Below are 12,163 nucleotides of genomic sequence, written 5' to 3'. Positions count from 1 at the left end.
CAGAGGGCGAGCCTGTGAACGAGGACCTCGCCCCGCCCGGTCCGTTGGCCACGGGCGGGTTGCGGGTCACCGCGCTCGGCGGTATCGGCGAAATCGGCCGCAACATGACGGTTTTCGAACACCTGGGCCGGCTGCTGATCGTCGACTGCGGAGTGTTGTTCCCCACGCACGACGAGCCCGGCGTCGACCTGATCCTGCCGGACCTGCGCCATATCGAAGACCGGCTCGACGACATCGAAGCGCTGGTGCTGACCCACGGGCACGAGGACCACATCGGGGCGATTCCGTTCCTGCTCAAGCTGCGGCCGGACATCCCGATCGTCGGCTCCAGGTTCACCCTGGCGCTGGTCACCGCCAAATGCCGCGAGTTCCGCATCAAACCGGTGGTGGTCGAGGTCGGCGAGGGGCACAGCAGCAGGCACGGTGTGTTCGAGTGTGAGTACTTCGCCGTCAACCATTCCACGCCGGATGCGTTGGCCATCGCGGTGTACACCGGCGCGGGAACCATCCTGCACACGGGCGACATCAAGTTCGACCAATTGCCATCGGACGGCCGCCCCACCGACCTGCCGGGCATGTCGCGGCTCGGCGACGCCGGTGTGGACCTGTTGCTGTGCGACTCGACCAACGCCGAGCTACCCGGCGTCGGCCCGTCGGAGAGCGAGGTGGGCCCGACCCTGCACCGGCTGATCCGGGGCGCGGAGGGCCGGGTGATCGTGGCGTGCTTCGCCTCCAACGTGGACCGGGTGCAGCAGATCATCGACGCCGCGGTGGCCCTGGGTCGACGGGTGTCTTTCGTCGGGCGATCGATGGTGCGCAACATGGGAATCGCGCGTGAGCTAGGCTTTTTGCGGGTGGCCGAGTCCGACCTGATCGACATCGGCGCGGCCGAGATGATGGCGCCCGATCAGGTGGTGCTGATCACCACCGGCACCCAGGGGGAACCGATGTCGGCGCTGTCGCGCATGTCGCGTGGCGAGCATCGCAGCATCACGCTGACCTCGGGTGATCTCATCGTGCTGTCGTCGTCGCTGATCCCCGGCAACGAGGAGGCGGTCTACGGCGTCATCGACGCTCTAGCCAAGATCGGTGCCCGAGTCGTCACCAACGCCCAAGCCCGGGTGCATGTTTCCGGCCACGCCTACGCCGGTGAGCTGCTGTTCCTCTACAACGGGGTGCGGCCCCGCCACGTGATGCCGGTGCATGGGACCTGGCGGATGCTGCGGGCCAACGCCAAGCTCGCTGCCCGCACCGGGGTGCCGGAAGAGTCGATCCTGTTGGCCGAGAACGGTGTCAGCGTCGACCTGGTCGCCGGCAAGGCCAGCATCGCCGGGGCGGTTCCGGTCGGCAAGATGTTCGTCGACGGTCTGATCACCGGCGACGTCGGCGACATCACCCTGGGCGAACGGCTCATCCTGTCGTCGGGCTTCGTCGCGGTGACCGTGGTGGTCAAGCGCGGCACCGGCCGCCCGGTGGCCACGCCGCACCTGCATTCACGCGGCTTCTCCGAGGACCCCAAGGCGTTGGAACCCGCGGTGCGCAAGGTCGAGGCCGAGCTGGAATCACTGGTCGCCGCCAACGTCACCGATCCGATCCGGATCGCCCAGGGCGTGCGCCGCACCGTCGGCAAGTGGGTCGGCGAAACGTATCGCCGGCAGCCGATGATCGTGCCGACGGTCATCGAGGTGTGACGCTTGGCCCTAGGTCTTTTCCGCGTAGGCCGACCATTCGATCTGTGACGCCTCGAGCGCGCGGCCGGTGGGCTGGACATAGCGCTGGACGAGCTCGTCGGGTCCGGCCTGCTCCACCAGCCGCCAACCGTATTCGGCGATAAAACCCGTCACCTCTTCGGGCGCCAGGCCGAAGTGCCACAGTTGACGTCGTTGCCTTACCGAGCGGTACAGCGTCCGGGCGCCATACCGATTGGCGCCGTCGATGAAATCCCTGCGCACGTAGGTGAACACCATGCGACTGCCCGGCGCGGCCGCGCGCAGCCCCTCCAAGACCCTGCGTACGGCGTGTTCGGTGAGGTATTGGGTCACGCCCTCGCAGATGAAGAAGACGCGGTAGTCGGTGCGATAGCCATGCTCGGCCAGGGCGGTCAGCAGGTCGTCGTGCTCGAAATCCAGCGCCACCAAGCGGACCGACAGCGGCAACTCGCCCAGCACTCGTCGAACCGTTTTGGCCTTGCGGGCGATGTTGACCGGCAGGTCTACCTCGAACACCGGGATGCGGACCCGCCGGGTCAACCGGTAGGCGCGGGTGTCCAATCCGGCGCCCAGGATGACGACGGCGTCGATATCGTCGAGCGCTTCGTCGAGCTTGTCGCCGATGAAACGCTTGCGGCAGGCAAGATTTGCCCACAGACCGCGGCCGGTCCACTCCGACGCCCCGACGAGTAGCCGGCGCAGCGGGGCCAGCCGGGTGGCACCGACCAGCCAGCGCAGCGGTGCGGGCAGGAACAGATCGGCGAGGTCGTCGTCCACCAGCCGTCGGCCGGGCGGCTCGTTGTGCTCCACCGCCGCCAGCACCATGGGGCCAAAAGCGGTCTGTGCAGCGGGATTTCGGGCCATCGGCTACCGATTGGTCACCCAGCCCGCATCGACCGGCAAGGCGACGCCGGTGATAAAACGAGCCTGATCCGACACCAGCCATGCCACGGCGTCGGCGATGTCTTTGGCCTGCAGGATCTGCACCGGCGGCGCGTTGCCGATACCCGGCGTCGAGCCGGGCTCTCCGACCAGATCGGCCAGCCACTGCTGGGTGAACGGGTTGTTGAACATCGGCGTGTCGACCCCGGATGGATGCACCGAGTTGACGCGAATGTTGTGCTGGGCGAGCAGCTTGGCGTAGAGCCGCATCAACCCCACCACCCCGTGCTTGGCGGCGGTGTAGCCGATGGAGCCGGCATCGGCGGTGCCGATGCCGGCCAGTCCCGCCGCCGAACCGATCAGCACGATCGACCCGCCGGCGCCCTGCTCGACCATCGTCGGTATCGCGACTTCAACCGTGTGGTAGGCGCCGGTGAGGTTGACGTCGATGACGTCGTACCAGCCGTCACCACCCGCCTGCAGCGGCGCGATACCGGCATTGGCGATAACGATGTCGAGCCGGCCGAACTCCTCCAGGCCGGCCTGCAACGCGGCGGACAGCGACGCGCGATCGCGGACATCGCTCCGCCGGGCCACCACTCGGGCGCCGGTGTCCTCGACGAGCTGGGCGGTGGTCTGCAGGTCCTCCCAGGTGCCCAGCGGATAGGGCACGCTGGCGATCTGCCCGCACAGGTCAACCGCGATCACGTTGGCACCATCGGCCGCCAGCCGAACCGCGTAGGCGCGGCCCTGGCCGCGCGCGGCGCCGGTGATGAAGGCTACCCGCCCGTGCAGCGGGCCGTGCGTCGACGGGTTCATCAGCAGCGGAGCTGCCGTGTGCTCGCGTCGCCGGCCGGCATCGCCGGCAGCATCGTCACATCGGGCTGCCTGGCCAGGTGCTCGCCGGCCGCCTTGAACGTCTTGGCCACCGGGGGGGCGGTGCGGTGGGCGTGCTGCGCCTCGCCGTCGGCCCATTGCTCGACGACGACGACCGTCTCACCCGTTTGGTGCGGCGCGTTCCGCTGGCGGCCGGGCTCGTCCTGGACCTCCGCGACCGTGGTGGCGCGGACGTCGCGGACGGCGTCCACCGATTCGGGTTTGGCGGTCAGCGTGGCGACGACGACAGGCATGGCGGGGCCTCCTGGGAACGGATTATGGCGTGACGCGGCACGACCGTTGTCACCAATGTGTCACCCTACCCAGGCCTTTCGGTACCCGGGTGAGCACACCGGGTAGACACTGACGTTACCAGTGTGGCGGGTGGTGCAGATGGTGTGTTTGCGACTAGGCTTGCGGGCATGGCTAGTAAGACCGCCGCCCGCTCCGCGGCCCGAACGAGCAGGTCAAAGGCCACGTCGCGGGCCGCGGCCCGAGGTGGGCGGGCAGGTGCGCCCCGAAGGCGTGCGACCCAGCCCGTCGGCCGGGTTGGTCGGCCCGCCCGGCGGCGACATCGGTCCGTGCTGGTCTCGGCCGGACTGACCTGCGGGCGGGTGGTACGCGCGACCTGGATGATGGCGGCCAAGGGCACCGGCGGCGCGGCCCGCTCGATCGGCCGAGCCCGCGACATCGACCCCGGACATCGCCGCGACGGACTCGCGCTGGTGCTGCTGGGTCTTGCCGTGGTGGTCGCCGCGAGCTCGTGGTTCGACGCCGCCCGGCCGGTCGGCGCGTGGGTCGACGCGGTGCTACGGACGTTCATCGGATCGGCCGTCATCGTGGCGCCGCTGGTCGCCACCGGCGTGGCGGTGGTGTTGATGCGCACCCCGCCCAACCCCGACACGCGGCCCAGGCTGATCCTCGGCGCCAGCCTGATCGCGCTGTCCTTTCTCGGCCTGTGCCACCTGTGGGCGGGTTCCCCCGAGGCCCCCGAGCTGCGTCGGCGCGCGGCGGGGTTCGTCGGTTTCGCCATCGGGGGGCCGCTGTCGGACGGTCTGACCGCCTGGATCGCGGCGCCGCTGCTGTTCATCGGTGCGCTGTTCGGGCTGCTGCTGCTGACCGGTATCACCTTGCGCGAGGTGCCCGACGCGGTGCGCGGCATGTTCGGCACCCGGATGTTCCAGCACGACTACACCGACGACTACCAGGACCGCGATTTCGCCGGCGACGACGCCGACACGGTCGAGGTGGCCCCGGACGACTTCTCCGACGGGTACGACGACATGGCGCGTGACGACCAGCCACCGGCCTGGCCGTCGGCCAACCCACCGCAGCACGGGGACGGTCTCCCGACGACCCCGGAACCCGCCGTGGCGCGGACTCGCCGGCGTGGGTCCCGACAACACGACACCCAAGCACTGGACCGGGTCGTCGAAGGTCCCTACACGCTGCCGTCGCTAGATCTGCTGATCGCCGGCGATCCGCCCAAGAAGCGCAGTGCCGCCAACAACCACATGGCCGGCGCCATCGCAGAGGTGCTGACCCAGTTCAAGGTCGACGCGGCGGTCACCGGTTGCACCCGCGGGCCCACCGTCACCCGGTACGAGGTCGAGCTGGGGCCCGGGGTCAAGGTGGAGAAGATCACCGCGCTGCAGCGCAACATCGCCTACGCGGTGGCCACCGAAAGCGTGCGCATGCTGGCCCCGATCCCGGGCAAGTCCGCGGTCGGCATCGAGGTGCCCAACACCGATCGGGAAATGGTGCGGCTGGCCGACGTGCTCACCGCGCCGTCGACCCGCCGCGACCACCATCCGCTGGTGATCGGGCTGGGCAAGGACATCGAAGGCGACTTCATCTCGGCGAATCTGGCCAAGATGCCGCACCTGTTGGTCGCCGGGTCCACCGGGTCCGGCAAGTCCAGCTTCGTCAACTCCATGCTGGTGTCGCTGCTGACCCGGGCCACCCCGGAAGAGGTCAGGATGATCCTGATCGACCCGAAGATGGTGGAACTGACGCCGTATGAAGGCATTCCGCATCTGATCACGCCGATCATCACCCAGCCGAAAAAGGCGGCGGCCGCGCTGGCCTGGCTGGTGGACGAGATGGAGCAGCGCTACCAGGACATGCAGGCGTCCCGGGTGCGGCACATCGACGACTTCAACGACAAGGTCAGATCCGGCGCCATCACCGCGCCGCTGGGCAGCCAGCGGGTGTACCAAACCTACCCGTACGTGGTGGCGATCGTCGACGAGCTGGCCGACCTGATGATGACCGCGCCGCGCGACGTCGAGGACGCCATCGTGCGGATCACCCAGAAGGCCCGAGCCGCCGGCATCCACCTGGTGCTGGCCACCCAGCGCCCGTCGGTGGACGTGGTCACCGGGCTGATCAAGACCAACGTGCCGTCCCGGCTGGCGTTTGCGACCTCCTCGCTCACCGACAGCCGGGTGATCCTGGATCAGGCGGGCGCCGAAAAGCTGATCGGCATGGGCGACGGCCTGTTCCTGCCGATGGGTGCCAGCAAACCCCTCCGGCTGCAGGGCGCCTACGTCTCCGATGACGAGATCCACGCCGTCGTCACCGCCTGTAAGGAACAAGCCGAGCCCGAATACACCGAGGGCGTCACCACCGCAAAACCCACCGGCGAGCGCGCCGATGTCGACCCCGACATCGGCGACGACATGGATGTCTTCCTGCAGGCCGTGGAGCTGGTGGTGTCCAGCCAGTTCGGCTCCACCTCGATGCTGCAGCGCAAGCTGCGGGTGGGCTTCGCCAAGGCCGGCCGGCTGATGGATCTGATGGAGACCCGCGGCATCGTCGGGCCCAGCGAAGGCTCCAAGGCCCGCGAGGTGCTCGTCAAGCCCGACGAGTTGGCGGCGACGCTGGCCGCGATCCGGGGCCTTTGTGTTGGGCCAGACGGCGGCGAGTAGCCCGGCGAGCAGACGCAAAATCCCCCAAAACCGCACGGTTTGGGGATTTTGCGTCTGCTCGGCGCACTACAGCACCAGCAGCATCCGGGAGTTGCCCAGGATGTTGGGCTTGACATAGCTCAGGTCCAGGAATTCGGCGACCCCGATGTCGTAGGACCGGCACATCTCGTCGAACACCTCCGCGGTCACCGGTGTGCCCTCGATCTCGGTGAACCCGTGCTTTCCGAAGAACTCGGTCTCGAAGGTCAACACGAACACGCGCCGCAGCTGCAGGTCCCGGGCGACCTGCAGAAGCCGGTCGACGATCGCGTGTCCGATACCGCGGCCGGTCATCGCCGGGTCCACCGCGACGGTACGGATTTCGCCGAGGTCGGACCACAACACGTGCAGCGCCCCGCAACCGACCACATTGCCCTCGTGTTCGGCCACCCAGAATTCCTGAACCGCTTCATAGAGGGTCACCAGATTCTTTTCCAGCAAGATTTTTCCCGCATAGGTGTCGACGAGTTGTTTGATCGCGGGCACATCGGAGGTTCGCGCGCGCCGTACCACCGGCCGGCAATCCCGTGGACTTTGGGTCACGTCTGAAACAGTATCGACATCGAGAGCCAGTCGAGCTGGTCAGCCGTTATTCTGTTTGCCGTGTCGGGGCAGCCTCAAACCGATCAGATGCCAGGGCGCGCCAGTATCGCCAACCTCGCCAATATCCTCACCCTCGTGCGTCTCGCGCTGGTCCCAATTTTCTTGTTTGCCTTGTTCTATGGGGGCGGCCACCACTCGACCGCCCGCGTGGTGGCCTGGGCGATATTCGCGGTCGCCTGCATTACCGATCGATTCGACGGCCTGTTGGCCCGCAACTACGGAATGGCAACCGAATTCGGTGCGTTTATCGATCCGATTGCGGACAAGACCCTGATCGGCTCGGCGCTGATCGGGTTGTCGATGCTGGGCGACCTGCCATGGTGGGTGACGGTCGTCATCATGACCCGCGAGTTCGGGGTGACGGTGTTGCGCTTGGCCGTGATTCGTCGCGGCGTCATTCCGGCCAGCTGGGGCGGCAAACTCAAAACCGTGGTGCAGGCGGTGGCGATCGGGTTGTTCGTCTTGCCGCTGTCTGGTCCGCTGCACGTGGGGGCGCAGATCGTGATGGCCGCGGCGATCGTGCTCACCGTGGTCACCGGCGTCGACTATGTCGCGTCCACCATCAGGGAGATGGGCCGGGAGATGGGCCGGCTGAACCGCGGATCGTAGGTCCACCGGGAACCAACGCCACCGGCACCGGCGTTCACCTGATGACAACTGCTTGCTGCGCTGCCGGTGTGGTGTCGACCAAGCGGGACCGGACGAAGGAGACCACCATGGCGTCATTGGTGCGCGAGGTCATTGGCGAGGTGCTGCGCGGGGCCCGCACGTCGCAGGGCCGAACATTACGCGAGGTGTCCGATGCGGCACGAGTGAGCCTCGGGTACCTGTCGGAGGTCGAGCGCGGCCGCAAGGAGCCCTCGAGCGAGCTGCTCAACGCGATTTGCGACGCGCTGCGGGTGCCGTTGTCGGAGGTGCTGCTGGATGCCGGCGAACGGATGGCGCGCGAAGAACGCGCGGCCCACACCGCCACCACGATCGACGCCAGCACCAAGATCGTCATACCCCCGGTCGTGTCGTTGGCGGTGGCCTGAGTGCCCTCGCCTCGCGAGTCGACCACAAGTGCGCCACCTTGGGTGGGGCGATCCGCGCTGAACCGTTAAATTGAGCGGCAGGGTAGCGCCGGGCACATCCGGGGCCCATCCGGCACACAACAAAGCGAAGGCGGAGCTAACTGATGGCCAATCCGTTCGTCAAAGCGTGGAAGTACCTGATGGCGCTGTTCAGTTCCAAGATCGACGAGTACGCCGACCCCAAGGTGCAGATCCAGCAGGCCATCGAGGAAGCCCAGCGCACCCACCAGGCGCTGACTCAACAGGCGGCACAGGTGATCGGCAACCAGCGCCAACTGGAGATGCGGCTCAACCGCCAGCTGGCCGACATCGAGAAGCTCCAGGTCAACGTGCGTCAGGCGCTGACGTTGGCGGACCAGGCCACCGCCGCCGGGGATGCCGCCAAGGCGACCGAGTACACCAACGCCGCCGAGGCGTTCGCCGCCCAGCTGGTGACGGCCGAGCAGAGCGTCGAAGACCTCAAGGCGCTGCACGACCAGGCGCTCGCCGCGGCGGCTCAGGCCAAAAAGGCCGTCGAGCAGAACTCGATGGTGCTGCAGCAGAAAATCGCCGAGCGCACCAAGCTGCTCAGCCAGCTCGAACAGGCCAAGATGCAGGAGCAGGTGAGCGCCTCGCTGCGGTCGATGAGTGAGCTCGCCGCACCGGGCACCACCCCGAGCCTCGACGAGGTGCGCGAAAAGATCGAACGCCGGTACGCCAACGCGCTCGGTGCGGCCGAACTCGCGCAGAGCTCGGTGCAGGGCCGCATGTTGGAAGTCCAGCAGGCCGGCATCCAGATGGCCGGTCACTCACGGCTGGAGCAGATCCGCGCGTCGATGCGCGGGGAAGCCTTGCCGGCTGGCGGTACCCCCGCCCCGGCCCCTCCGACCCCGGCCACCGACACCCGCGGCACGATCGCCGAGCAGCCGTTCGGCCAGCAGTAGACGGTTTCCGATGGCGGTGAGGTCGACGCAGCGCCCGCGGGTGTTGCTGCAGCGCGGATTCGACGCCGTCGCCGAGTTATCCGACCTCATCGCCAGCAAGATCAGCGCCGCGACCGATCCGCGGGCGCGGTTGCTTCGTCGTCGCCGCCGCGCGCTGCGGTGGGCCGTGATCTTCAGCGCCGGGTGCCTGTTTTGGGCGGCGCTGACGGCGGTGCTGGCGGCCTGGGGCTGGTTTGTGTTGCTGCTGCAGATCACCGGGGCGATCGCGGTTGTGCAGGCCATTCCCGCGACGTTGTTGTTCTTTCGCTACTTCTGGCTGCGGTCGGAGCCGCTGCCGGCGCAGCGGCCGGCCATCACCCGCCGGCTGCCCCCACCTGGCTCGGCCGCGCGACCCGCGATGTCCGCGCTGGGCGCCTCCGAACGCGGCTTCTTCTCGCTGTTGGGCGTGATCGAGCGCGGCGCGATGTTGCCGGCCGCCGAGATCGGGGACTTGGCGGCCGCGGCCCACCAGACTTCGGCCGCGATGGCGGCCACCGCCGCCGAGGTGGTCTCGATGGAGCGGGCCGCGCACGATTCCGCGAGTTCCCGGCCGTATCTGGTGCCCACCATCAACGCCTTCACCGCGCAGCTGGGCGCAGGTGTCCGTCAGTACAACGGAATGGTCACCGCCGCAGCGCAATTGGTCTCGTCAGCGAACGGTGAGACCGGGGCCGGCCGGACGCAGCAGCGCTACCGCGAAGAGCTGGCCGACGCCACCGATCGGTTGATGGGTTGGGCGCAAGCGTTCGACGAGCTCGGCGGGCTGCCGGGCCACTAGTCCGGCCGTGGCCCGTAGCGTTCGATATACGCCCGGTGGACATGGGCGTCGCGTTGGCGGGCGCGTTCGTCGACGAGGCCGGGGTCGAGGTTGTGCACGCGCAGCATGTGCCGGCGCCAGATCTTGTTGAGCGCGTGCGAGAAATACACGAACGGGATGAGGATCGGCAGCGTCATGCTCAGGTGGACGTCCAGCGTCGTCGGGATCAGCCAGAACGGGGCCAGCACCAGCACGGCCGGAACCGCGACGCGGATCATCATCCGGGCGGCCGCGCCCTTGCCGGCCAGGTCGTTGCGCACCCAGTCGCGCATCGAGTCGGGTAGCCGCCCGCCGTAGCAATAGCGGATGTACTGCAGCGGGTTTGGCTTGGTGCCGCTGGCGTCGCCGCTCATTGCAGCGTCGCCTTCAGTGACGGGATCAGCAGCCCGGCCAGACCGCGCAGGGACCCCTTGAGCATGTCGTAGACGTCGAAGTAGTCCCGCCACAAGGTGATTCGCCCGTCGCGCACCTCGAACACGCCGCAGACCCAGAACTGCACCCGCAGCGGACCGACGATCAGCGCGTCGGTGCGTTCGGTGAGCACCGCGGCGCCGTCGGCGCCGATGCGGTGGATCTTGACCTCGAAGCCGATGCGGCCTTGCATCCGGCGCAACAGCTTCGCCGTGCGGCGGCCGCCGCGGATGGTGGAAAACCCGACGTTCTGGTAGACCAGGTCGTCGCTCAGTGCGGCGTCGACGGTGTCGAAGTCTTCGTCCTGCAGGGCGTTGAGGAATCCTTTGACGGTGTGAATGTTGTCGGTGGTTTCGGGGGTTTCCGGCGATGTCTCGGTCAGCTCGGCCATGGCTGCCAGCCTACGGCCGGGCGGTGTGGCAGGGTAAGGCCGATGCGCGTTGCCGTGGTTGCCGGGCCGGATCCGGGGCACTCGTTTCCCGCCATAGCGCTGTGCCAGCGCTTCTGCGAAGCGGGCGACAGGCCGACCCTGTTCACCGGGGTCGAGTGGCTGCACGCCGCCCGCGCGGCCGGCATCGACGCCGTCGAACTGGACGGGCTGGTGGCCACCGACGAGGACTTGGACGCCGGGGCCAGGATCCACCGGCGGGCGGCGCGGATGGCCGTGCTCAACATCCCGGCGCTGCGCGAGTTGACGCCGGATCTGGTGGTGTCCGACGTCATCACGGCGTGCGGCGGCATGGCCGCCGAACTGCTGGGTATCCCGTGGATCGAACTCAACCCGCATCCGCTGTACCTGCCGTCGAAATGGCTGCCGCCGATCGGCAGTGGGCTGGCCCCGGGCACCGGGATCGCCGGCCGGCTGCGCGATGCCACCATGCGGGCGCTGACGGGGCGGTCCTGGCGTGCCGGCCTGCGGCAGCGCGCGGCCGCCCGGGTCGAGATCGGGCTGCCGGCCCGCGATCCCGGGCCGCTGCGGCGGCTGATCGCCACGCTGCCGGCGCTGGAGGTTCCCCGCCCGGACTGGCCGGTCGAGGCCGTCGTGGTGGGCCCGCTGCACTTCGAGCCGACCGATCGGGTGCTGCCGGTCCCCGCCGGTTGCGGACCGGTGGTGGTCGTGGCGCCGTCCACCGCATTGACCGGGACCGCCGGATTGGCCGAGGTCGCGCTGCAGTGCTTGCGGCCGGGAGACACGTTGCCCCCGGGATCGCGGCTGGTGGTGTCGCGGCTGGGCGGAGCGGATTTGACGGTGCCGCCCTGGGCGGTGGCCGGGCTGGGCAGCCAGGCCGAGCTGCTCAGGCATGCCGACCTGGTGATTTGCGGTGGTGGCCACGGCATGGTGGCCAAGACGCTGCTGGCCGGGGTGCCGCTGGTGGTGGTGCCCGGCGGCGGGGACCAGTGGGAGATGGCCAACCGGGTGGTGCGTCAGGGCAGCGCGCGGCTGGTCCGGCCGTTGACCGCCGACGCGCTGGTGGCGGCGGTCGGCGAGGTGTTGTCGTCGCCGGGGTTCCGGGAGGCCGCGCGGCGGGCGGCCGCCAGCATCGCCGGGGTGGCCGATCCGGTGCGGGTCTGCCACGATGCGCTCGCGTTGACGGGGTAGCTCGCTGGGTATGTTGGCTGGCGTGCGGCTGACGGAGTTCCACGAGCGGGTCGTCCTGCACTTCGGGGCGGCTTATGGCTCATCGGTGCTGCTCGATCACGTGCTGACCGGCTTCGACGGTCGTACCCCTGCCCAGGCCATCGAGGACGGTGTTGACCCCCGCGATGTCTGGCGGGCTTTATGCGCCGACTTCGACGTTCCCCGCGATCGGTGGTGAGGTTGCTCCGGTGACCACAGCCGGGCGGCTGGCCGAGGTGCACC

13 protein-coding genes and 1 pseudogene are annotated in these 12,163 nt (G+C 68.7%); 8 read left to right on the top strand and 6 right to left on the bottom strand.

Annotated features, from left to right (window positions below; genetic code table 11):
* Positions 1–14 precede the first annotated feature (14 nt).
* Entirely contained in the window at positions 15–1,691 is a 1,677-nt protein-coding gene (locus G6N20_RS10350) for a ribonuclease J (RefSeq protein ID WP_083050169.1), read from the top strand.
* 9 nt (positions 1,692–1,700) lie between these two features.
* Here G6N20_RS10350 and G6N20_RS10345 read toward each other — a convergent pair whose 3' ends face one another.
* From G6N20_RS10345 to G6N20_RS10335, 3 genes are read right to left on the bottom strand one after another with little or no spacing between them, the layout of a single operon-like run.
* Entirely contained in the window at positions 1,701–2,573 is an 873-nt protein-coding gene (locus G6N20_RS10345) for an SAM-dependent methyltransferase (protein ID WP_083050170.1), read from the bottom strand.
* A 3-nt stretch (positions 2,574–2,576) separates the two neighbouring features.
* The gene (locus G6N20_RS10340) at positions 2,577–3,410 is read right to left on the bottom strand and encodes a mycofactocin-coupled SDR family oxidoreductase (RefSeq protein WP_083050171.1); all 834 of its coding nucleotides are present in this window, start codon (positions 3,408–3,410) and stop codon (positions 2,577–2,579) included.
* The gene (locus tag G6N20_RS10335) at positions 3,410–3,721 is read right to left on the bottom strand and encodes a putative quinol monooxygenase (RefSeq protein ID WP_083050172.1); all 312 of its coding nucleotides are present in this window, start codon (positions 3,719–3,721) and stop codon (positions 3,410–3,412) included. Before G6N20_RS10335 ends, G6N20_RS10340 begins: the two co-directional genes overlap by 1 nt.
* On the opposite strand from G6N20_RS10335, the pseudogene G6N20_RS10330 reads away from it, so the two are divergent.
* Positions 3,720–6,397 (top strand): annotated as a pseudogene (locus G6N20_RS10330) (DNA translocase FtsK). The gene G6N20_RS10335 and the pseudogene G6N20_RS10330 overlap by 2 nt on opposite strands.
* A 66-nt stretch (positions 6,398–6,463) precedes the next feature.
* Here the strand turns inward: G6N20_RS10330 and G6N20_RS10325 are convergent.
* A complete protein-coding gene (locus G6N20_RS10325) occupies positions 6,464–6,979 on the bottom strand; it encodes an amino-acid N-acetyltransferase (protein ID WP_083046931.1) in 516 nt (171 codons plus the stop codon).
* A gap of 87 nt (positions 6,980–7,066) precedes the next feature.
* Between G6N20_RS10325 and pgsA the strand changes: the two genes are divergently transcribed.
* The 4 genes from pgsA (at position 7,067) to pspM (ending at position 9,852) form a co-directional block, all read left to right on the top strand.
* Positions 7,067–7,648: a CDP-diacylglycerol--glycerol-3-phosphate 3-phosphatidyltransferase gene (gene pgsA, locus G6N20_RS10320; RefSeq protein WP_083046932.1), complete on the top strand. Its 582-nt coding sequence runs from the start codon at positions 7,067–7,069 to the stop codon at positions 7,646–7,648.
* Between the two features lie 107 nt (positions 7,649–7,755).
* Positions 7,756–8,073: a transcriptional regulator ClgR gene (gene clgR / locus G6N20_RS10315; RefSeq protein ID WP_083047013.1), complete on the top strand. Its 318-nt coding sequence runs from the start codon at positions 7,756–7,758 to the stop codon at positions 8,071–8,073.
* 143 nt (positions 8,074–8,216) lie between these two features.
* The gene (gene pspA, locus G6N20_RS10310; protein WP_083046933.1) at positions 8,217–9,035 is read left to right on the top strand and encodes a phage shock protein PspA; all 819 of its coding nucleotides are present in this window, start codon (positions 8,217–8,219) and stop codon (positions 9,033–9,035) included.
* Positions 9,036–9,045: 10 nt separating this feature from the next.
* Positions 9,046–9,852, top strand: a complete 807-nt coding sequence (pspM, locus tag G6N20_RS10305) for a phage shock envelope stress response protein PspM (protein ID WP_083046934.1) — start codon at positions 9,046–9,048, stop codon at positions 9,850–9,852.
* Here pspM and G6N20_RS10300 read toward each other — a convergent pair.
* Positions 9,849–10,244: a DUF5313 domain-containing protein gene (locus G6N20_RS10300; RefSeq protein WP_083046935.1), complete on the bottom strand. Its 396-nt coding sequence runs from the start codon at positions 10,242–10,244 to the stop codon at positions 9,849–9,851. The genes pspM and G6N20_RS10300 overlap by 4 nt on opposite strands.
* Complete coding sequence (locus G6N20_RS10295) at positions 10,241–10,693, bottom strand: limonene-1,2-epoxide hydrolase (protein ID WP_083046936.1); 453 nt, start codon at positions 10,691–10,693, stop codon at positions 10,241–10,243. Before G6N20_RS10295 ends, G6N20_RS10300 begins: the two co-directional genes overlap by 4 nt.
* Before the next feature lie 42 nt (positions 10,694–10,735).
* Here G6N20_RS10295 and G6N20_RS10290 point away from each other — a divergent pair, with 42 nt between their 5' ends.
* Positions 10,736–11,902, top strand: a complete 1,167-nt coding sequence (locus G6N20_RS10290) for a glycosyltransferase (RefSeq protein ID WP_083046937.1) — start codon at positions 10,736–10,738, stop codon at positions 11,900–11,902.
* A 22-nt stretch (positions 11,903–11,924) separates the two neighbouring features.
* The gene (locus G6N20_RS10285) at positions 11,925–12,119 is read left to right on the top strand and encodes a DUF3046 domain-containing protein (RefSeq protein ID WP_408632549.1); all 195 of its coding nucleotides are present in this window, start codon (positions 11,925–11,927) and stop codon (positions 12,117–12,119) included.
* Positions 12,120–12,163: the final 44 nt, after the last annotated feature.

This window comes from Mycobacterium shinjukuense (genome assembly GCF_010730055.1).
Taxonomy (GTDB): Bacteria; Actinomycetota; Actinomycetes; order Mycobacteriales; family Mycobacteriaceae; genus Mycobacterium; species Mycobacterium shinjukuense.
The sequence above is the reverse complement of the archived record's forward strand: the minus strand, read 5'-3'. Positions and strand labels throughout refer to the sequence as shown.

Bases quoted from the DNA above. Each gene is read 5' to 3' on its own strand.
- G6N20_RS10345 (WP_083050170.1), bottom strand. From the start codon at position 2,573: ATGGCCCGAAATCCCGCTGCACAGACCGCTTTTGGCCCCATGGTGCTG.
- G6N20_RS10340 (WP_083050171.1), bottom strand. From the start codon at position 3,410: ATGAACCCGTCGACGCACGGCCCGCTGCACGGGCGGGTAGCCTTCATC.
- G6N20_RS10335 (WP_083050172.1), bottom strand. From the start codon at position 3,721: ATGCCTGTCGTCGTCGCCACGCTGACCGCCAAACCCGAATCGGTGGAC.
- pgsA (WP_083046932.1), top strand. From the start codon at position 7,067: ATGCCAGGGCGCGCCAGTATCGCCAACCTCGCCAATATCCTCACCCTC.
- clgR (WP_083047013.1), top strand. From the start codon at position 7,756: ATGGCGTCATTGGTGCGCGAGGTCATTGGCGAGGTGCTGCGCGGGGCC.
- pspA (WP_083046933.1), top strand. From the start codon at position 8,217: ATGGCCAATCCGTTCGTCAAAGCGTGGAAGTACCTGATGGCGCTGTTC.
- pspM (WP_083046934.1), top strand. From the start codon at position 9,046: ATGGCGGTGAGGTCGACGCAGCGCCCGCGGGTGTTGCTGCAGCGCGGA.
- G6N20_RS10300 (WP_083046935.1), bottom strand. From the start codon at position 10,244: ATGAGCGGCGACGCCAGCGGCACCAAGCCAAACCCGCTGCAGTACATC.
- G6N20_RS10295 (WP_083046936.1), bottom strand. From the start codon at position 10,693: ATGGCCGAGCTGACCGAGACATCGCCGGAAACCCCCGAAACCACCGAC.
- G6N20_RS10290 (WP_083046937.1), top strand. From the start codon at position 10,736: ATGCGCGTTGCCGTGGTTGCCGGGCCGGATCCGGGGCACTCGTTTCCC.